The 19,283-nt window shown below is 61.5% G+C and carries 19 protein-coding genes; 9 read left to right on the top strand and 10 right to left on the bottom strand.

Annotation, left to right across the window (positions count from 1 at the left end; translation table 11 throughout):
- A complete protein-coding gene (gene gshA / locus DM813_RS10115; RefSeq protein WP_128323262.1) occupies positions 1–1,587 on the top strand; it encodes a glutamate--cysteine ligase in 1,587 nt (528 codons plus the stop codon).
- A gap of 1 nt (position 1,588) precedes the next feature.
- Positions 1,589–2,215, top strand: coding sequence for a TetR/AcrR family transcriptional regulator (locus DM813_RS10110; RefSeq protein ID WP_128323261.1), 627 nt, complete (start codon positions 1,589–1,591; stop codon positions 2,213–2,215).
- Between the two features lie 87 nt (positions 2,216–2,302).
- On the opposite strand, the gene DM813_RS10105 is transcribed toward DM813_RS10110, so the two are convergent.
- From DM813_RS10105 to DM813_RS10070, 8 genes are all read right to left on the bottom strand, one after another.
- A complete protein-coding gene (locus tag DM813_RS10105; protein ID WP_128323260.1) occupies positions 2,303–2,518 on the bottom strand; it encodes a TOBE domain-containing protein in 216 nt (71 codons plus the stop codon).
- 18 nt (positions 2,519–2,536) lie between these two features.
- A complete protein-coding gene (ssuB, locus tag DM813_RS10100) occupies positions 2,537–3,349 on the bottom strand; it encodes an aliphatic sulfonates ABC transporter ATP-binding protein (RefSeq protein WP_128323259.1) in 813 nt (270 codons plus the stop codon).
- Positions 3,346–4,140, bottom strand: coding sequence for an aliphatic sulfonate ABC transporter permease SsuC (gene ssuC / locus DM813_RS10095; RefSeq protein ID WP_128323258.1), 795 nt, complete (start codon positions 4,138–4,140; stop codon positions 3,346–3,348). The genes ssuB and ssuC overlap by 4 nt, the downstream gene beginning before the upstream one ends.
- Before the next feature lie 10 nt (positions 4,141–4,150).
- Positions 4,151–5,299 (bottom strand): FMNH2-dependent alkanesulfonate monooxygenase, encoded by a 1,149-nt coding sequence (ssuD, locus tag DM813_RS10090; RefSeq protein ID WP_128323257.1) that lies wholly within the window; start codon positions 5,297–5,299, stop codon positions 4,151–4,153.
- Positions 5,300–5,357: 58 nt separating this feature from the next.
- The gene (locus DM813_RS10085) at positions 5,358–6,323 is read right to left on the bottom strand and encodes a sulfonate ABC transporter substrate-binding protein (protein ID WP_128323256.1); all 966 of its coding nucleotides are present in this window, start codon (positions 6,321–6,323) and stop codon (positions 5,358–5,360) included.
- A 95-nt stretch (positions 6,324–6,418) separates the two neighbouring features.
- A complete protein-coding gene (gene ssuE / locus DM813_RS10080) occupies positions 6,419–7,012 on the bottom strand; it encodes an NADPH-dependent FMN reductase (protein WP_128323255.1) in 594 nt (197 codons plus the stop codon).
- A gap of 257 nt (positions 7,013–7,269) precedes the next feature.
- Entirely contained in the window at positions 7,270–7,908 is a 639-nt protein-coding gene (locus DM813_RS10075) for a peroxiredoxin (protein ID WP_128323254.1), read from the bottom strand.
- A gap of 158 nt (positions 7,909–8,066) precedes the next feature.
- Positions 8,067–9,401: an OprD family porin gene (locus DM813_RS10070; RefSeq protein ID WP_128323253.1), complete on the bottom strand. Its 1,335-nt coding sequence runs from the start codon at positions 9,399–9,401 to the stop codon at positions 8,067–8,069.
- A gap of 451 nt (positions 9,402–9,852) precedes the next feature.
- Here DM813_RS10070 and tauA point away from each other — a divergent pair, with 451 nt between their 5' ends.
- Genes tauA through tauD form a run of 4 tightly spaced genes read left to right on the top strand, consistent with a single transcriptional unit; the run spans position 9,853 to position 13,336 of the window.
- A complete protein-coding gene (tauA, locus tag DM813_RS10065; protein ID WP_128323252.1) occupies positions 9,853–10,830 on the top strand; it encodes a taurine ABC transporter substrate-binding protein in 978 nt (325 codons plus the stop codon).
- A gap of 16 nt (positions 10,831–10,846) precedes the next feature.
- The gene (gene tauB / locus DM813_RS10060) at positions 10,847–11,641 is read left to right on the top strand and encodes a taurine ABC transporter ATP-binding subunit (protein WP_128323251.1); all 795 of its coding nucleotides are present in this window, start codon (positions 10,847–10,849) and stop codon (positions 11,639–11,641) included.
- Positions 11,638–12,483 (top strand): taurine ABC transporter permease TauC, encoded by an 846-nt coding sequence (tauC, locus tag DM813_RS10055; protein WP_128323250.1) that lies wholly within the window; start codon positions 11,638–11,640, stop codon positions 12,481–12,483. Before tauB ends, tauC begins: the two co-directional genes overlap by 4 nt.
- Before the next feature lie 19 nt (positions 12,484–12,502).
- The gene (gene tauD / locus DM813_RS10050) at positions 12,503–13,336 is read left to right on the top strand and encodes a taurine dioxygenase (RefSeq protein ID WP_128323249.1); all 834 of its coding nucleotides are present in this window, start codon (positions 12,503–12,505) and stop codon (positions 13,334–13,336) included.
- 81 nt (positions 13,337–13,417) lie between these two features.
- On the opposite strand, the gene betT is transcribed toward tauD, so the two are convergent.
- Together betT and epsC are read right to left on the bottom strand one after the other, a co-directional pair.
- Positions 13,418–15,379, bottom strand: a complete 1,962-nt coding sequence (gene betT / locus DM813_RS10045; RefSeq protein ID WP_164897231.1) for a choline transporter BetT — start codon at positions 15,377–15,379, stop codon at positions 13,418–13,420.
- A gap of 212 nt (positions 15,380–15,591) precedes the next feature.
- A complete protein-coding gene (gene epsC, locus DM813_RS10040) occupies positions 15,592–16,524 on the bottom strand; it encodes a serine O-acetyltransferase EpsC (protein ID WP_128323247.1) in 933 nt (310 codons plus the stop codon).
- 192 nt (positions 16,525–16,716) lie between these two features.
- Between epsC and DM813_RS10035 the strand changes: the two genes are divergently transcribed.
- The 3 genes from DM813_RS10035 (at position 16,717) to tcyL (ending at position 19,283) form a co-directional block, all read left to right on the top strand.
- The gene (locus DM813_RS10035; protein ID WP_128323246.1) at positions 16,717–17,715 is read left to right on the top strand and encodes a D-cysteine desulfhydrase; all 999 of its coding nucleotides are present in this window, start codon (positions 16,717–16,719) and stop codon (positions 17,713–17,715) included.
- A gap of 108 nt (positions 17,716–17,823) precedes the next feature.
- The gene (tcyJ, locus tag DM813_RS10030) at positions 17,824–18,618 is read left to right on the top strand and encodes a cystine ABC transporter substrate-binding protein (RefSeq protein ID WP_128323245.1); all 795 of its coding nucleotides are present in this window, start codon (positions 17,824–17,826) and stop codon (positions 18,616–18,618) included.
- The gene (gene tcyL, locus DM813_RS10025; RefSeq protein WP_164897230.1) at positions 18,618–19,283 is read left to right on the top strand and encodes a cystine ABC transporter permease; all 666 of its coding nucleotides are present in this window, start codon (positions 18,618–18,620) and stop codon (positions 19,281–19,283) included. The genes tcyJ and tcyL overlap by 1 nt, the downstream gene beginning before the upstream one ends.

The following is a 19,283-nucleotide window of genomic DNA, read 5'->3' as shown; positions in this document are numbered from 1 at the left end:
TTGAGCGAACTTCTCAACCGCCGCCTGAGCCTGCTCGGCCAAGGCGACAATCTCTCCCTGCTCAAGCAGTGCCTGCACGGCATCGAGCGCGAATGCCTGCGTGTGACCGAGGAAGGTCGCCTGGCTCAGACCCCGCACCCAGAAGCCCTCGGCGCGGCGCTGACCCATGAGCAGATCACCACCGACTACTCGGAGTCGCTGCTGGAGTTCATCACTCCGGCGTTGGCTGACCCTGCGCAAACCCTTCAGAGCCTGGAAAACATCCACCGCTTCGCCTACACCAAGCTGGGTAGCGAATACCTGTGGAGTCCGTCGATGCCTTGCCCGCTACCGGCCGAGGAAGACATTCCGATTGCCTGGTATGGCGACTCCAACATCGGCCAGCTCAAGTACGTGTACCGCAAAGGCCTGGCCCTGCGCTACGGCCGCACCATGCAGTGCATTGCCGGGATTCACTACAACTTCTCGCTGCCGGAAAAACTCTGGCCGTTGCTGCGCGATGCCGAAGGCAGCAGCGCCGATGAGCGCGACTATCAGTCGGCCGCCTATATCGCCCTGATCCGCAACTTCCGCCGCTACAGCTGGCTGCTGATGTACCTGTTCGGCGCCTCGCCGGCCCTGGATGCCGGGTTCCTGCGCGGTCGTGCGCACCAGCTCGAACAGTTCGACGCCGAAACGCTCTACCTGCCGTACGCCACCAGCCTGCGCATGAGCGACCTGGGTTACCAGAGCAACGCCCAGGCCGGCCTGACCCCTTGCTACAACGACCTGAACAGTTACACCGACAGCCTGCGCAAGGCTGTGGCGACGCCGTACGCGCCGTATGTGGAAATCGGCACGCACAAGGATGGCGAGTGGGTACAGCTCAACACCAACATCCTGCAGATCGAAAACGAGTACTACTCGAACATCCGCCCCAAACGTGTCACCTACAGCGGTGAGCGGCCGATCCAGGCGCTGATGGCTCGTGGCATCCAGTATGTGGAAGTGCGCTGCCTGGACATCAACCCCTTCCTGCCGACCGGCATCGACCTGCCGGAAGCGCGCTTCCTCGACGCCTTCCTGCTGTTCTGCGCCCTGGACGACAGCCCGCTGCTGGGTTACCTGGAATGCGGCAACTGCACCGGCAACTTCCTCAGCGTGGTCAAGGAAGGCCGGCGCCCGGGGCTGATGCTGCAGCGCCACGGCAAACCGGTGGCACTCAAGGAGTGGGCTGATGAGCTGCTCGAACGTATTGCACCGCTGGCCGAGCTGCTGGACCGCAGCCAGGGCAGTGACGAGCACACCAAGGCGCTGGACCTGCAAAAGGCCAAAGTCAGCGACCCGTCCCTGACGCCTTCGGCGCAGGTGCTGGCGAGCATGACCGAACACAAGGAAGGCTTCAGCCGCTTTGCCTTGCGCCAGAGCCAGGCGCACGCCGAGTTCTTCCGCGCCCAGGCGCTGCCCGCCGACGAGCAGCAGCGCTTTGAAACAGCGGCGCGGGAGTCACTGGAAGCACAGGCCAAGCTTGAGCGTGAAGAGGACAAGGCCGATTTCGACCTGTTCGTCAGTGCGTACCAGGCCAGCATTCTGGCGATCAGCAACTGACATGAGCCGCACCGTCACCCAACGCAAACCGCGCGCCAGCAGCCAGGCCAGGATCGACACGATCCTGGCGACGGCGCGCGAACTGCTGGCGGACCAGGGCGTGGCCAGCCTGTCGATCTACAGTGTGGCCGAACAGGCGCAGATTCCGCCGTCGTCGGTGTATCACTTTTTCGCCAGTGTCCCGGCCCTGCTCGAAGCGCTGACCGCCGATGTGCACAGCGCTTTCAGGGCTTGCCTGGCGGCGCCGATCGAGACGTCTTCGCTGAACACCTGGCATGACCTGTCGCGCCTGGTTGAGCAGCGCATGCTGAGCATTTATCACGAGGATGCCGCTGCCCGTCAGCTGATCCTCGCCCAGCATGGCTTGAGCGAAGTCACCCAGGCCGACCGTCAGCACGACATTGAACTGGGTGTGCAGATGCACGCGCTGTTCGCTCAGCACTTTCAGTTGCCGGTACTACCCGACGATGTGGATGTATTTGCCCTGGCCATGGAGCTGGGGGATCGGGTGTATGCCCGTTCGATGCAACTGCACGGGCAAATCACGCCGCGCATGGCTGAAGAAGGCATGCGGGTGTTCGATGCGTATCTGGGCTTGTACCTGCCGCCATTCCTGCCTAAACGCTGACGGTCCTGTCGCCGGCTGCGCCAGCTACTTTGTAGGAGCTGGCGAAGCCGGCGATCGACCGCAAAGCGGTCGCCATTGAACGCAATATCAGAGCTTGGCAATCGACACTTCAGTCGACTTCACAAAGGCAATCACTTCACTGCCAACAGCCAGTTCCAGCTCGCGTACCGAGCGGGTGGTGATAACCGAAGTGACGATGCCCGACGCCGTTTGCACGTCGATTTCGGACAACACCGGTCCTTCGAGAATTTCCTTCACGGTGCCTTTGAACTGGTTACGGACGTTGATCGCTTTGATAGTCATCTGCTTGCTTCCTTCTGGTCAGTGAGCCCAACGCAATTGCGTCGGCAACGGTGCTACGGGTTCCGGCTCCGGGGGTGTGCCCGGTACCGAAAGAACGCGGTTGAGTACTTCGGTTTCCAGCGCAGCCAGGCGATGCGAGCCACGCACACGGGGACGCGGCAGGTCGACCGTGAGGTCCAGCCCGACTTCGCCGTCTTCGATTAGGATCACCCGGTCGGCGACCGCGACTGCTTCGCTGACATCATGGGTTACCAGCAGGACGGTAAAGCCGTGCTCACGCCATAGCCGCTCGATCAATTGCTGCATCTCGATACGGGTCAGGGCGTCCAGCGCCCCCAGTGGCTCGTCGAGCAGCAACAGCCGCGGCTGGTGAATCAGGGCGCGGGCCAGGGCCACACGCTGCTTCTGCCCGCCTGAGAGCGCGGCGGGCCACTCGTTGGCACGCTCGGCCAGGCCGACTGCCTCGAGGGCTTTGAGCGCCTGCTCGCGCCAGTTTCCGGACAAGCCCAGGCCAACGTTGTCGATGACTTTCTTCCAGGGCAGCAGCCGTGCTTCCTGGAACATCAGCCGGGTATCGTCACGGGCTTCGCTGAGGGCGGCCGAGCCTGCCAGCAACTCGCCAGCGGTGGGCTGATCCAGACCGGCCAGCAAGCGCAGCAAGGTGCTCTTGCCGCACCCGCTGCGCCCGACAATAGCGACGAACTGCCCGGCCGGTATGTGCAGGTCGATGTCACGCAGTACCTGGCGTTGGCCGAAGGTTTTCTGCAGGTTCTTGGCCGCCAGCGGAATACCGCGCAGCAAGTGTTGCGGTGATTCTTTGAGGATGGTCATGCGCCCTCTCCCCGGGTCGGTTGATAAGCCGGGTGCCAGCGCAGCCAGACGCGTTCCAGCCCGCGTGCTGCCAGATCGGCCAGTTTGCCCAGCACGGCATAGAGCACAATGGCCAGGACCACCACGTCGGTCTGCAGGAACTCCCGGGCGTTCATTGCCAGGTAGCCGATACCGGCGTTGGCCGAGATCGTTTCGGCAACGATCAGGGTCAGCCACATGAAGCCAAGGGCAAAGCGCACCCCGACCAGGATCGACGGCAAGGCACCGGGCAGGATCACCTGGCGAAACAGCTCGAAACCCGACAGGCCATAACTGCGCGCCATTTCCACCAGCGCCGGGTCGACGTTGCGGATACCGTGGTAGGTGTTGAGGTAGATCGGGAACAAGGTGCCCAGCGCCACCAGGAAAATCTTCGCCGACTCATCGATGCCAAACCACAGGATCACCAGTGGAATCAGCGCCAGGTGCGGCACGTTGCGGATCATCTGTACCGAGCTGTCGAGCAGGCGTTCGCCCCATTTCGACAGGCCGGTGATAAAGCCCAGCGCCAGGCCGATGGCACCACCGATGACAAAACCGAGCGCCGCACGCCAGCCACTGATGGCCAGGTGAGTCCAGATTTCACCGCTGCGGACCAGTTCGACACCTGCCGTCAGTACGGCGCTCGGTGCCGGCAGGATGCGCGTCGACAGCCAGCCTGCGCTGACCGCCAGTTGCCAGACCGCCAGCAACAGCAACGGCAGTACCCAGGGGGCCAGGCGCTGCGTCCAGGGAGTAGAGACTCGACTCATGGCCAGGCCCTCAGCGCTTTGTGGCAGACGTTGGCAGGATGTCGTTGGCGACCATCTCACCGAACGGGCTTACGTAGCCACCGCTCTTGGGCAGCTCCGGGCGTTCCACATCCAGGTGCGGGAACAGCAGTTCGGCGACCCGGTACGACTCCTCCAGGTGTGGATAACCCGAGAAGATAAAGGTATCGATACCCAGTGCGGCGTATTCCTTGACCCGCTCTGCCACGGTCGGACCATCGCCCACCAGCGCAGTACCTGCGCCACCACGCACCAGGCCGACCCCGGCCCAGAGGTTGGGGCTGACTTCCAGATTGTCACGGTTACCACCGTGCAGGGCGGCCATGCGCTGCTGGCCTACGGAGTCAAAGCGCGCCAGCGAGGCCTGGGCGCGGGCAATGGTGTCGTCATCCAGGTGTGAAATAAGACGTTCAGCCGCCTGCCAGGCTTCAGCGTTGGTTTCGCGCACAATCACGTGCAGACGAATACCGAAACGTACCGTGCGGCCCTGCTTGGCGGCCTTGGCGCGCACCTGCTCGATTTTCTCGGCCACCGCAGCCGGAGGTTCACCCCAGGTGAGGTACATCTCGACCTGCTCGGCAGCCAGGTCCTGCGCAGCGTCAGAAGAGCCGCCGAAATACAGTGGTGGACGCGGCTGCTGGACGGGCGGGTAAAGCAATTTGGCACCTTTGACCTGGATGTGCTGACCGTCGTAGTCGACGGTTTCACCTTCCAGTACGCGGCGCCAGATCCGGGTGAACTCGACAGAGGCCTGGTAACGCTCTTCATGGCTGAGGAACAGGCCATCGCCCGAGAGCTCTTCCGGGTCGCCACCGGTGACCAGATTGAACAGCGCACGGCCGCCGGAGAGACGGTCCAGGGTTGCCGCCTGACGCGCAGCCACGGTTGGCGAGATGATGCCCGGGCGCAGTGCGACCAGGAACTTCAGGCGCTGGGTGACCGGAATCAGCGACGCCGCCACCAGCCAGGAGTCTTCGCAAGAACGACCGGTCGGGATCAGTACACCGCCAAACCCCAGGCGGTCGGCAGCCTGGGCAATCTGCTGCAGGTAGCCGTGATCGACTGCGCGCGCACCGTCGGAGGTGCCCAGGTAGTGGCCGTCGCCATGGGTGGGAAGAAACCAGAAAACGTTGAGGCTCATCGGAGTTGTCTCCTAAAGGGAACGCACGCCGGGGCCAGGCCCCGGCACAGGCTGGTCGTCAAGGCGCAGTGGCGACCTTGGCCGGGGGAGTCCAGATCACATCCTTGATGCTCAGTGGCTTGGGAATCAGCTTGAGCGTGTGGAAGGTGTCGGCGATTTTCTGTTGGGCAGTGACCACGTCCGGGGTAAGGAAGTGCGCGCCATAGCCCTGGCGTTTGACCGAGGTCAGGGTGATGTCGGCTGGCAGGCCCAGCAGCGGTGCAACCTGATCGGTAACCTCCTGCGGGTTAGCCTTGGACCACTCGCCTACCGCACGCACTTCGTCCACCAGCGCGCTGATCACTTCAGGGTGTTTTTGCGCGTAAGGCTTGGTCGCCAGGTAGAACTGATGGTTGTCGACGATGCCTTTGCCGTCGCGCAAGGTGCGCGCCTGCAACTGCTGCTCGGCGGCGGCCTGGTACGGGTCCCAGATGACCCAGGCATCGACACTGCCACGCTCGAACGCAGCACGAGCGTCGGCCGGGGGCAGGAACACCGGCTGGATATCGGTGTATTTCAGGCCGGCATCTTCCAGCGCACGAACCAGCAGGTAGTGCACGTTGGAGCCTTTGTTCAGCGCGACTTTCTTGCCCTTGAGGTCTTTCACCGACTGGATCGCCGAGCCCTTGGGCACCAGGATCGCTTCACTGTGCGGTGCTGGTGGCTCGTAGGCCACATAGAGCAGATCGGCGCCGGCCGCCTGGGCAAATACCGGCGGCGTCTCGCCGGTGACACCGAAGTCGATCGAGCCGACGTTCAGGCCTTCAAGCAGTTGCGGGCCACCGGGGAACTCGGTCCATTGCACCTGGATGCCCTGGGCAGCCAGACGTTTTTCCAGCGAGCCCTTGGCCTTGAGCAGCACCAGGGTGCCGTACTTCTGATAACCGATTCGCAGGCTTTCAGCCTGAGCTTGAGTAATGGCGCCGAAGGACACAGCCGCAGCAAACAGAGCGACCAGACCACGACGCAAAATAACAGTGCGCATAGCGCTCTCCTTTTTTGCGGTTGGGGTTCAGGCTGCACCTGCTTGCCCGTTGGCGGGCGAGTAAGGTGGGAATTGCAGAAATCGGGTGGTTCGCCTCAGATGCTCCAGCGAGCACTGAGCAGACGCTCGTTCAATACACCGGGTGCGACCGGTTTCGGCCGGCGCGCCAGGGCGCTGTGAAACAGGTCCAGCGATTCGCTCAGACGCTGCTCCAATACCGGTGCCAGCTGGGCGGCCGCGCTGCCTTCGCCGTAAGTGATCTGGCTGTCGTCAGCAAAGATCCCTTGCAGGGTTTCCTGCGCCTTGAGCGCAGACAGCACCGGTTTGAGCGCGTAATCCACGGCCAGCATGTGGGCGATACTGCCGCCGGTAGCAATGGGCAATACCACCTTGTGGCTGAGGGCACGTTCAGGCAGCAGGTCGAGCAGGGTCTTCAGCGCACCGGCAAACGATGCCTTGTACACCGGGGTCGCAACGATCAGGCCGTCCGCCTGCTCAACCAGTTGCAGAAAGTGCTGCACTTTGGGGCTGTCGAAACGTGCATGCAGCAGGTCTTCGGCCGGAAAGTCACGCACCTGGAACGTCACCACTTCAACGCCCTGGCTTTGCAGCCACTGGCGGCTGCGCTCAAGCAGCACGCCGGTACGTGAACGCAAACTGGGACTACCACCGAGAGAAACAACCAGCATTGGAGCACATCCTTGATCGTGTTCTAGAGGGCCGCGAGGTTGAGTTCTCGCTGGAATGGAGTGACCTTAACAGCTCATCTCATATATCAATAAATCATATTTTTTCATTTGGTTATTCGTTACTGATCTATACCTTCTACGACCACTTCGCGCTCGATCGCAGGCTTCGCCAGCTCCTACATGGACCGGTGCTGGTTGCGCACGCGCATAAAAAAAGGGCCGTCGAAACGGCCCCAAAACCCTGCTTTGCATGAAGATCAGCGATTTGGCTGCGGGGTCAGGCGCAGATACGGCTTGACCGCCCGGTAGCCCTTGGGAAAGCGTTGTTTGATTTCGTCTTCGTCCTTGAGCGACGGCACGATCACTACCTCGTCACCGTCCTGCCAGTTCGCCGGCGTAGCGACCTTGTGGTTGTCGGTCAGTTGCAGCGAATCAATCACCCGCAGGATTTCGTTGAAATTGCGCCCGGTGCTGGCCGGATAGGTGATGGTCAGGCGAATCTTCTTGTTCGGGTCGATCACGAACAGCGAGCGCACCGTCAGGGTGTCGTTGGCATTGGGGTGGATCAGGTCGTAGAGGTCAGACACCTTGCGATCGGCATCGGCCAGGATCGGAAAGTTGACGATAGTGTTCTGGGTTTCGTTGATGTCTTCGATCCAGCGGTGGTGGGAATCCACCGGGTCTACCGACAGGGCAATGGCCTTGACCCCGCGTTCGGCGAACTGGTCCTTGAGCTTGGCGGTGAAACCCAGCTCGGTGGTGCACACTGGGGTGAAGTCGGCAGGGTGCGAAAACAACACGCCCCAGCTGTTACCCAGCCATTCGTGGAAACGGATCTTGCCTTCGCTGGATTCTTGCTCGAAGTCGGGGGCGATGTCGCCGAGTCTGAGGCTCATGGTGCGGCTCCTTGGCTGGGTTCGTTATGGGTTCACTGTGCCTGCAGCGCGTAGAAAACAAAAAGAATAAATATCGATTTATTTATAACTTTTGAATCTATAAACAAGCAGACATAAAAAAGCCTCGCACCAGGCGAGGCTTCTTGTTTCAACCGGACTTACATGAAGTTGTAAGTGTAGTTGAAGATCAGGCGGGTCTGGTCCTGGTCACGAGCGGACTCGTTGCCTTCACCACGGTAGACACCGTGACGCAGGCTGGCGCCCAGGCCTTTGAGGGTGCCTTCCTGAATGACGTAGTCGACACGCGCGTCGCGTTCCCACTCGTCATAGGTACCGTTGCCGGACTTGTAGCGAACGTCATCACCACGCAGGTAGTTGACCGAAGCCTTCAGGCCCGGCACACCCAGGCGTGCGAAGTCGTACGAGTACTGACCGAAGGTGGTGTTTTCACCGGCACGGACAAACGAGTTGATCATGCTGTCGGTGAACAGGTAGAAGCTCGAGCCGCCGTTGCCTTCGTTGCGCGTGGTGCCATCTCTGAGGACGTCACCCTGACCCAGGTAGACGAAGCCGCCGTCATCACCGACCTGTTGATGACCGAGTAGGAACGCATGGCCACCCAGGGTGTAAGTGAAGATGGCAGACCAGGTCTTGTTGTCGACCTCGCCAGCGTTCTTGGCATAACCGCCGTTGTTGCTGAAGAAGTGCGTGGCGTCGCCGTTCGCACCGTCGCTGCGGCTGTCGAAATAGCGCAGGTCGGTTTTGAACGACTGGTCGTCAGCAATCGGGAACACGTGGGTCAGGCCCAGGAAGTGCTGCTTGTAGTAGTCTTCCAGGTTCGCGTAGTAGTACTGCAGGGTCAGGTCTTTGGTGACCTTCCAGTCGCCACCGGCGAACTGGAACTTGTTGCTGTCCTGGGTGCCACCGGCAACAGACAGACCGGTACGGTTGCTCGACGCACGGCCCATGGCGTGAGTCAGCTGACCGGCGTTCAGGGTCAGGTTGTCGATTTCTTTCGACTGGATCGTACCGCCTTCAAACGTTTGCGGCAGCAGACGACCATCGTTCGCGACGAGGATTGGCAGGTTAGGTGCCAGGGCGCTACCAAAGTGGGCTTCAGTCTTCGAGAAGCGAGCTTTGGCGTTACCGCCGATGCGTGCCCACTGATCAACAGCCGAGCCATCGGTATCGCTAGGGAAGAAAGTGCTGTTGTTCGGGTGATGGCCTTTACCACCATCCAGGTGAATGCCCCACAGCGCCTGGACGTCAACGCCGAAACCTACGGTGCCTTGAGTAAAGCCCGACAGGTAATCCACCTTGAAACCCTGGCCGGATTCACGGCTGCTGGAGCCACCGGTCTCACGGTCGTCGTTGTCGAAATACATGGTCCGCGAACTGAGCGACAGCTTGCTGTCTTCAACGAAACCGGCGGCGCCCGCTTGCTGGGCAAGAACCCCTACGGCCACGGCAATAGCCAAGGTCGACTTGTACATGTTTTGCTCCTCTCATTTCTAATTTTTGTGTGTCGCTTACGGCAGGATCTTGTTGCCCTGCTCGACGTCGATTGGCGATTAGCACCAAAGGGTGACCGTCAAGTCAATCGTAACCATTCATTTCACTACTTTGGTCTAATGCGCCAACCCTTGGGCTCAAGGATAATGACAATCCTATAATTCCAAAAAGACTTATTTCGTAAATTTTCAGATTATTACGGAATATCGACTGCAAATTTCTCCGCTGCCGTTATCGGCACCTACGCCAAGTACTGAAGGCTTTCGCAAATTCCCCGCTAGATCAAAGCGTTTGCGCTTTGCGCCGCTGCCCGGACGGCTTAACAGCGTTTGGCTCCTAAGCTAATGCTAAAAAGTTATTTATTTTTAGTTTCTTAGATCAATTAGCCTTCTTCTCATCGTCTCTCACCGACCGCCTGAGAAGGAGTTCACCATGACCCTGCATACGCCGTTGCGCCTGTTCGCCGCCCTGACCCTGGCTGGCACCAGCTGGTTCGCTCAGGCGGCCGACCTGACCGTGGCTTACCAGACCACCGTCGACCCGGCGAAAGTCGCCCAGGTCAACGGCGACTATGAAAAAGCCAGCAAGGCCAGCATCGACTGGCGCAAGTTCGACAGCGGTGCCGATGTGATCACCGCCGTTGCTTCCGGTGACGTGCAGATCGGCTACCTCGGCTCCAGCCCGCTGGCCGCCGCCGCCACCCGCAAACTGCCAGTGGAAACTTTCCTGATCGCCACCCAGATCGGCGCCGCCGAAGCGCTGGTGGCCCGCGAAGGGTCCGGGATCAATTCGCCTCAAGACCTGGTCGGCAAGAAGATTGCCGTGCCGTTCGTGTCCACCGGACACTACAGCCTGCTGGCCGCGCTTAAACAGTGGAACATCGACCCGTCCAAAGTGCAGATCCTCAACCTCGCGCCGCCTGCGATCATTGCTGCATGGAAACGCGGCGACATCGATGCCACCTACGTTTGGGACCCGGCTCTGGGCGTAGCCAAGGAAAACGGCAAGGTGCTGATCACCTCCGGCGAACTGGCCGAGAAAGGCGCGCCGACCTTCGACGCCTGGATCGTGCGCAAGGACTTCGCCACCAAGCACCCTGAAATCGTCAAGGCCTTCGCCAAAGTGACCCTGGACGCCTACGCCGACTACCGCAAAGACCCGCAAGCCTGGCTGGCCAACCCGAGCAACGTCGACAAGCTGGTCAAGCTGTCGGGTGCCAAAGCCACGGATATTCCTGCCCTGCTACAAGGCAACGTGTTCCCGCTGGCTGCCGACCAGGTGGCTGCTCTCGGTGCGCCGACCACCAAGGCCATTACCGACACCGCCACCTTCCTCAAAGCACAAGGCAAGGTCGACGCAGTACTGCCGGACTACGCGCCGTACGTCAGCGCCAAGTTCATCGCTAACTGAATGATTGGAGCCTGTCATGGCACTGCTTGAACTGGAGCGCATCAGCGCACAGTACCCCGGCGCAGCCGAACCGGTGCTGGCCGATATCACCCTGAGCATGGGTCCGCAGCAATTGCTGGTGGCCCTCGGCCCTTCGGGCAGCGGAAAAACTTCGCTGCTCAATCTGATTGCCGGATTCGTAGCCCCCAGCGCCGGGCGTATCACCCTCGATGGAGAACCGGTGCAAGGGCCAGGTGCCGAACGCGGCGTGGTGTTCCAGGACGACGCCCTGCTGCCCTGGCAGGATGTACTGGCCAACGTCGCCTTCGGTCTGGAACTGGCCGGTGTGCCGCGCGCCACGCGTGAACGCAAGGCCGCCGAAATGCTCGCACTGGTCGACCTGGCCGACTTCGGCAAGCGGCGGATCTGGCAGCTATCCGGTGGACAGAAGCAACGTGTAGGCCTGGCCCGCGCGCTAGCCGCCGACCCGCGGGTACTGTTGATGGACGAGCCGTTCGGCGCCCTTGATGCCTTCACCCGTGAACAGATGCAGGAGCTGCTGCTGCAGGTATGGCAGCGCACCACCAAGCCGGTGTTCCTGATTACCCACGACATTGAAGAAGCGGTGTTCCTTGCCACCGACCTGATTCTTTTGGCACCGAACCCCGGCCAGATTGTCGAACGCCTGCAACTGGACTTCGGCCAGCGCTATGCGGCCGGCGAATCCGCCCGGGCGATCAAGTCCGATCCGCGTTTTATCGAAACCCGCGAGCACGTGCTCAGTCGGGTGTTCTCCCAACGCAGCGCCGCTGTGCGCCAGGAGTCCGCATGAGCAGCCTGCACGTACCGGTCGCGGCCAAACGCGCCACCCCGCTAGCCACGCCAAATGTCAATAAATCTCGTCGCAGCCTGAGCACCCGCTGGATCAGCGGCCTGACCCTGGCCACCTTGCTGGTGCTGTGGTGGGCGGTGACGGCGGCCGAGTGGATCGAGCCGCTTTTCCTGCCATCGCCTGAAGCGGTGCTGTCCAAGGCCTGGTTGCTGCTGACCCAGGGCTATATGGAGTCAACGCTGTGGCAGCACCTGGGCGCGAGCCTTGGGCGCATCGGCCTGGCCTTGGGGGCGGCGATTGTCACCGCCATCCCGATTGGTATCGCCATCGGCCACAACCGCATTGCCCGCGGCATTCTCGACCCGTTAATCGAGTTCTACCGCCCGATTCCACCCTTGGCCTACCTGCCGTTGATCGTTATCTGGTGCGGTATTGGCGAGCTGTCGAAGGTGCTGCTGATTTACCTGGCGATCTTCGCCCCTATCGCCATCGCCACCGCCACCGGCGTGCGCACCGTCGACCCGACCAAGCTGCGCGCCGCGCAGTCGCTGGGTGCCACACGGGCGCAGCTGATTCGCCATGTGATTCTGCCCAGCGCCTTGCCCGACATCCTCACCGGTGTACGCATCGGCCTTGGCGTCGGCTGGTCGACACTGGTCGCAGCCGAACTTATCGCAGCCACCAGTGGCCTGGGCTTCATGGTGCAGTCGGCGGCACAGTTTCTGGTGACGGACGTGGTGGTGCTGGGGATTCTGGTGATTGCCCTGATTGCCTTCGCCCTGGAGATGGGCCTGCGCGCCCTGCAGCGCAAACTGGTGCCCTGGCATGGCCAGAGCCATTGAACACAGATCGAGAACAACCATGAGCCTGACCATTACTCCGCTGAGCACTGCACTCGGCGCACAGATCAGCGGTGTCGACCTCAGCCGCACGATCAGCCACGAACACCGTGATGCCATTGAGCAGGCCCTGCTCACCCATCAGGTGCTGTTCTTCCGTGACCAGCCGATCGAGCCGCAACAACAGGCTGATTTCGCCGCACGCTTTGGCGACCTGCACATCCATCCGATCTACCCGAACGTGCCGCAAACCCCACAGGTGCTGGTGCTCGACACGGCGGTTACCGATGTGCGCGACAACGCCGTGTGGCACACCGACGTGACCTTTTTGCCAACGCCAGCACTCGGCGCAGTGCTCAGTGCCAAGCAGCTGCCGACTTACGGTGGCGATACCTTGTGGGCCAGTGGCATTGCGGCGTTCGAGGCGCTGTCGGCCCCCTTGCAGCAGTTGCTCGACGGCCTGACGGCAACCCACGACTTCACCAAGTCCTTTCCGCTGGAGCGGTTCGGCACTACACCCGAGGACCTGGCACGCTGGGAAGCGACCCGTCGCAGCAACCCGCCGCTGTCGCACCCGGTGATTCGCACGCACCCGGTCAGCGGGCGCAAGTCGCTGTTCGTCAATGAAGGGTTCACCACCCGCATCAACGAATTGAGCGAGACGGAAAGCGAGGCCATTCTCAAGCTGCTGTTCGCCCACGCCACCCGCCCTGAGTTCACCATTCGCTGGCGCTGGCAGGAAAACGATGTGGCCTTCTGGGACAACCGCGTCACCCAGCATTACGCGGTGGACGACTACCGCCCGCAGCGGCGCGTGATGCACCGCGCGACGATTCTGGGTGATGCGCCGTTCTGACGCCCATTCGCAGCAGTCCCGGTTTGGCGTCGAACTTCGGACCTTTCGCGGATAAATTCGCTCCTACAGGTCCTCGATGCTTCAACGCACCAGATGCAGGTACTGCATGTGCCGCTCGTACTGGTCGAGGATGTCGTTGATGATCTGCTCCTTGCTGTAGCCCACCAGGTCATAGTCCTGACTGCCTTCGCTCAGGTGCACCTCGGCGCGGTAGTAGCGGCGGTTCTTCAACTCCTGGGTGCCCAGCCCGCCCAGGGCGAATGACGGCGTAAAGTAGCCACGCATCTGCACTTGGTAAATGAACGGCTGTTCTTCACCATGGCCGATCTTCAAGCTGACGTTGTCGTGGCTCGGGTCTTCCTGGGTGATGACGTTCAGGCCCTTCTCGACGAACACCTCGGTCACCTCGGCAATCGCCGGGCGCACGACGTCGTCCATGAAGCGGTAAACCTCATCACGTGAGGGGAAATGCACCGCCTGGCTCAAGCGCTGGCGCCAGCCGCCACGGCCACGGCGCGACTGGGCGAACGGTGCCAGCGAGTGCATTTGCGCAATCTGGCGTTGCGACTCCAGGTAGAACGCCTTGTGGAGGCCCCACATCATCGCCAGAAGAATCACCGAGAACGGCAAGGACGTCAGCACCACCGCCGACTTCAGCGAGTCGATACTGCCGGCGAACAACAGGCCGATAGTCACCAGCGCGGTCATTGCCCCCCAGAACACCCGCAGCCAGTTCGGGCCGTCTTCATCGGGATTGCCGTCACGGGCAGATAGGGTCGACAGTACTACAGTTCCGGAGTCTGCCGAGGTAACGAAGAACACAAAGCTGATGAACACCGTGACGGCGATGACCACCTTGCTCCAGGGGTAGGTTTCCAGCAGCAGGTAGAGGGTCATCGACGGGTTGTCGATGGCCGACTGGCCCAGTGCGGTCATGCCATGGTCGAGCACCTGGCTGATGGCACTGTTGCCGAAGATCGACATCCACGCCAGGGTAAAGCCCAGCGGAATCAGCAGCACCCCGAAGACAAATTCACGGATGGTACGGCCACGGGAAATCCGCGCGATGAACAGGCCTACAAACGGCGCCCAGGCAATCCACCAGGCCCAGTAGAACACGGTCCAGCCACCCAGCCAGTCTCGCTCTTCGTTGTAGGCATAGACGTCGAAGCTCTTGGTTGGCAGTGCGCCCAGATAGTCACCCAAGTTCTGGATAAGGGTGTTGAACAGGTGCTGGGTAGGGCCTGCAAACAGCACGAACAGCAACAGCGCACAGGCCAGGAACATGTTGATGTCAGACATCACCCGCACGCCCTTCTCGACCCCGGCAACAGCAACAGCCACTGCCGCCCCCATCATCAGGGTGATCAGCGCCACCTGCACCCACTGCGTATGCGGAACGCCGAACAGGTAATCCAGGCCCGAGTTCAGGTGCAGCACGCCAAAGCCCATGTCCGCGCCCAGGCCGAACACCGTGGCGATGATGCCGAAGCCATCCACCGCGTAGCCAATGGGCCCGTTGATGCGCTTGCCAATTAGCGGGTACAGCGCCGAGCGCAAGGCCAGCGGCAGGTTGTGGCGATAGGCGAAGTAAGCCAGCGCCATACCGACAAAGGCAAACACCCCCCAACCGTGCAGGCCCCAGTGCAGGAACAGCAACTGCATGGCCTGGCGCCCGGCCTCGACGGTGCCGGCTTCGCCTTGTGGCGGCTGGAGCATGTGGGTCAGGGGTTCGGAGACGCAGAAGAAGAACAGGGTGATGCTGATGCCGGCTGCGAACAGCATGCCGGCCCAGGACAGGTAGCTGAACTCGGGTTCGTCGTGGTCGGCACCGAGCTTGATCTTGCCGTAGCCGGACAAGGCGGTGACCACCACGAAGACCAGGTAGAGCGTCATCGCCAGCATGTAGTACCAGCCGACCGTGTTGGCCGCCCAGTTCTGCGCCGACAGCAACCATTCGCCCGCCGCTTGCGGGTTACTGATGACCACCAGTCCGAATATGAGGATAAAGCTCGCCGCGAAGTAGAACACCGGCGGATTCATGCGGATCTTGCCGCTGGCTAAGGAACTCGGGGCACCCATTAAACGTGCACCCCGAATCGAGGGGAAAGGCTTGGATTGAACGGGTTCAGCAAAGGGTCTCCTCCTGTTGAACACCGGCAGCGGACCACCGTTTTAACTTGAATGAACGTTCAAGTTAAACATGGATGGGGGTCGCGATGCGACCCGACGCCACATTCCAGGCCTGCGCCTGGCTACTTCTGCGTGCCGTCGTCGTGCTGCAGATTGGCCTGGGTCAGGTTGCTGCCCGGGGCCACACTGCGAGTCAGCCAGACATTGCCGCCAATGGTCGAACCCTTGCCGATGGTGATGCGCCCGAGAATGGTCGCGCCGGCATAAATCACCACATCGTCCTCGACGATCGGATGGCGTGGCTGGCCTTTGAGCAGTTGCCCGTCCTCGTCCGCCGGGAAGCGTTTGGCGCCCAGGGTCACCGCCTGGTAAATACGCACGCGCTCACCGATGATCGCGGTTTCGCCAATCACCACACCGGTGCCATGGTCGATGAAGAAGCTCTGGCCGATCTGTGCGCCCGGGTGAATATCGATACCGGTGGCCGAATGCGCCAGCTCCGAACTGATCCGCGCCAGCAGCGGCAGGCCAGCCCGATACAGGTGGTGGGCAAGGCGATGATGGATCACCGCGAGGATGCCCGGATAGCACAGCAGCACCTCATCGACACTGCGCGCCGCCGGGTCACCGTGGAACGCTGCCAGTACGTCGGTATCGAGCAGACTGCGCAAGCCTGGCAATGCCGCGGCGAAATCCTGGATCAGGCGCAGCGCCGTGGCATCGACATCAGCGGCATTGCACGGGCCCTTGCGCGCCACATAGCGCAGTTCCAGCCGGGCCTGGGCGAGCAAGGCGGTCAGCGCCGAGTCGAGGGTATGGCCGACATAGAAGTCTTCGCTTTCCTCGCGCAGGTCCACTGGCCCCAGGCGCATGGGGAACAGTGCGCCGCACAGTTGCTCAAGAATATGGCGCATGGCTTCACGCGAAGGCAGTTCGCGCCCGCCCTGTTCGCCACTGCTACGCCCATTGCTGGTGCGCCACTTGTCTCGGGCGCTACGCAAGCCGGCAACAATGCCCTGCAGTTGCCAATGCCCTGTTTGCGCGTTCTCGCTCACGGTTACGTCTCCTGCCACGGCGGCATTACTGGAATGATCTGGCCACCTGATAAGTATTTACTCTACGGCAAATGGCCGTATGGGAAAAAATAACCCTTTATTCCAGAACGCAATAACGCTGGCATAAGGCCGGAATTTGCCCAGGGGCCAGTGCCTGCCTATAGTCGAATTTTCCCTTGCAGATGCATTGCCATGATCGACCGACAGCTCGCCCGCTTCAATCGTCTGGACCTGCTTGGCGCGCCTACCGCGCTTGAAAAACTGGACCGCCTCTCAGCCTGGGTTGGCCGTGATGTCTACGTCAAACGTGATGACTGCACGCCGTTGGCCCTGGGTGGCAACAAACTGCGCAAGCTCGAGTACCTGGCTGCCGATGCCTTGAGCAAGGGTGCCGATACCCTGGTTACCGCCGGTGCGATCCAGTCCAACCATGTCCGCCAGACCGCCGCACTCGCCGCACGCCTGGGCCTGGGTTGCGTGGCCCTGCTGGAAAACCCCATCGGCACCGACTCGGCGAACTACCTGGGCAACGGCAACCGCCTGCTGCTGGAGCTGTTCGACGCCAAGGTCGAGCTTGTGGATAACCTCGACAACGCCGATGAGCAACTGCAGGCCCTGGCCGTGCGTTTGCACGCCAGCGGTCGCAAGCCGTACATCGTGCCCATCGGCGGCTCCAACGCGCTCGGCGCCCTAGGCTATGTACGGGCCGGGCTTGAGCTGGCCGAGCAGATCACGCAAAGCGGCCAGACCTTCGCCGGCGTCGTGCTTGCCTCCGGCAGCGCCGGTACCCACAGCGGCCTGGCCCTGGCGCTGGCCGAAGCCTTGCCGGCACTGCCGGTGATCGGCGTCACCGTCTCACGCACTGACGAAGCCCAACGCCCGAAAGTGCAAGGGCTGGCCGAACGCACCGCCGAATTGCTGGGTGCGCGCCTGCCCGACCACTTCACTGTGCAACTCTGGGACGAATACTTCGCGCCACGTTATGGCGAGCCGAATGCCGGCACGCTGGCGGCCATTCGTTTGCTGGCCGCCCAGGAAGGACTGCTGCTGGACCCGGTGTACACCGGCAAGGCCATGGCCGGGCTCCTCGACGGCATTGCCCGCCAGCGCTTCGACGACGGCCCGCTGATTTTCCTGCACACCGGTGGGGCCCCGGCATTATTCGCCTACCCTGAGGTGTGGAATGATTGAACCGCTTATGCAAAGCAGGCATAAGAAAATGAATTTGTATTATTTTTAAGCCTATACAGCATCACCCTATAGTCGCCAACCACTACACAACAACATTGGGGCTTCGACATGACTGTAATCGCTAAACGGATTGTCACTGCAGGCGTTGCCCTGCTGCTCGGCGCCAGCCTGCTTGGCCAGGCCATTGCCGGCGAGCAACTAAAGACGATCAAGGACAAGGGCGTTATCACCATCGGCCTGGAGGGTACCTACCCACCCTTCAGCTTCGTCGACGAAAGCGGCAAGCTGACCGGCTTCGAGGTTGAGCTGTCGGAGGCGCTGGCCAAGGAACTGGGGGTCAAGGCCAAACTCCAGACCACCAAGTGGGATGGCATCCTTGCGGCGCTGGAGTCCAAGCGCCTGGACGCTGTGGTCAACCAGGTGACCATCTCTGAAGAGCGCAAAAAGAAATACGACTTCTCCGAGCCTTACACCGTGTCCGGCATCCAGGCCCTGGTGCTCAAGAAAAAGCTCGCTGACCTGAATATCAAAGGCGCTGCAGACCTTGCCGGGAAGAAAGTCGGCGTGGGCCTGGGCACCAACTACGAGCAGTGGGTCAAACAGGAAGTGCCCAAAGCCGACGTACGCACCTATGAAGACGACCCGAGCAAGTTCCAGGACCTGCGCGTAGGGCGCATCGATGCCATCCTGATCGACCGCCTCGCCGCACTGGAGTACGCGAAGAAAGCCCAGGACACTGCCGTCACCGGCGAGGCGTTCTCCCGCCAGGAAGCCGGGGTTACCGTACGCAAGGGCGAGCCGGAACTGCTCGATGCCATCAACAAGGCGCTGGATAAACTGCGTGCTGACGGCACCCTGGCCAAGCTCTCCGAAAAGTACTTCAACGCTGACGTCACCAAATGATCGAAGAGAGCCTGCAACTTGCTCTCGATTCCGCGCCCTTTTTGCTCAAGGGCGCGTATTACACGGTCGTCCTCAGCCTCGGCGGGATGTTTTTCGGCCTGTTGCTGGGCTTTGCCCTGGCCTTGATGCGTCTGTCGCGGTTCAAGCTGGCGAGCTGGATCGCGCGGATCTATGTGTCGTTCTTCCGCGGCACACCACTGCTGGTGCAGCTGTTCGTGATCTATTACGGCCTGCCGCAGATCGGCCTGGAACTGGACCCGCTGCCGGCGGCGCTGATCGGCTTTTCGTTGAACATGGCGGCCTACGCCTGTGAAATCCTCCGTGCGGCCATCGGTTCCATCGATCGTGGCCAATGGGAAGCGGCCGCCAGCATCGGCATGACCCGCGGCCAGGCCATGCGCCGGGCAATCCTGCCACAAGCCGCGCGCACCGCCTTGCCACCCTTGGGCAACAGCTTTATCTCACTGGTCAAGGACACCGCCCTGGCGGCCACCATCCAGGTGCCGGAGCTGTTCCGCCAGGCCCAGCTGATTACCGCACGCACCTTCGAAGTCTTCACCATGTACCTTGCCGCCGCACTGATCTACTGGGTGCTGGCCAGCGTTCTTGCGCACCTGCAGAACCGCCTGGAAGCGCGGGTCAACCGGCACGACCAGGAGTCCTGA

Source organism: Pseudomonas alkylphenolica (genome assembly GCF_004025535.1).
Classification (GTDB): Bacteria; Pseudomonadota; Gammaproteobacteria; order Pseudomonadales; family Pseudomonadaceae; genus Aquipseudomonas; species Aquipseudomonas alkylphenolica_A.
The sequence above is the reverse complement of the archived record's forward strand: the minus strand, read 5'-3'. Positions and strand labels throughout refer to the sequence as shown.

Coding starts and splice junctions, on each gene's coding strand:
- DM813_RS10110 (WP_128323261.1), top strand. CDS start 1,589: ATGAGCCGCACCGTCACCCAACGCAAACCGCGCGCCAGCAGCCAGGCC.
- DM813_RS10105 (WP_128323260.1), bottom strand. CDS start 2,518: ATGACTATCAAAGCGATCAACGTCCGTAACCAGTTCAAAGGCACCGTG.
- ssuB (WP_128323259.1), bottom strand. CDS start 3,349: ATGACCATCCTCAAAGAATCACCGCAACACTTGCTGCGCGGTATTCCG.
- ssuC (WP_128323258.1), bottom strand. CDS start 4,140: ATGAGTCGAGTCTCTACTCCCTGGACGCAGCGCCTGGCCCCCTGGGTA.
- ssuD (WP_128323257.1), bottom strand. CDS start 5,299: ATGAGCCTCAACGTTTTCTGGTTTCTTCCCACCCATGGCGACGGCCAC.
- DM813_RS10085 (WP_128323256.1), bottom strand. CDS start 6,323: ATGCGCACTGTTATTTTGCGTCGTGGTCTGGTCGCTCTGTTTGCTGCG.
- ssuE (WP_128323255.1), bottom strand. CDS start 7,012: ATGCTGGTTGTTTCTCTCGGTGGTAGTCCCAGTTTGCGTTCACGTACC.
- DM813_RS10075 (WP_128323254.1), bottom strand. CDS start 7,908: ATGAGCCTCAGACTCGGCGACATCGCCCCCGACTTCGAGCAAGAATCC.
- DM813_RS10070 (WP_128323253.1), bottom strand. CDS start 9,401: ATGTACAAGTCGACCTTGGCTATTGCCGTGGCCGTAGGGGTTCTTGCC.
- tauA (WP_128323252.1), top strand. CDS start 9,853: ATGACCCTGCATACGCCGTTGCGCCTGTTCGCCGCCCTGACCCTGGCT.
- tauB (WP_128323251.1), top strand. CDS start 10,847: ATGGCACTGCTTGAACTGGAGCGCATCAGCGCACAGTACCCCGGCGCA.
- tauC (WP_128323250.1), top strand. CDS start 11,638: ATGAGCAGCCTGCACGTACCGGTCGCGGCCAAACGCGCCACCCCGCTA.
- tauD (WP_128323249.1), top strand. CDS start 12,503: ATGAGCCTGACCATTACTCCGCTGAGCACTGCACTCGGCGCACAGATC.
- betT (WP_164897231.1), bottom strand. CDS start 15,379: ATGAATCCGCCGGTGTTCTACTTCGCGGCGAGCTTTATCCTCATATTC.
- DM813_RS10035 (WP_128323246.1), top strand. CDS start 16,717: ATGATCGACCGACAGCTCGCCCGCTTCAATCGTCTGGACCTGCTTGGC.
- tcyJ (WP_128323245.1), top strand. CDS start 17,824: ATGACTGTAATCGCTAAACGGATTGTCACTGCAGGCGTTGCCCTGCTG.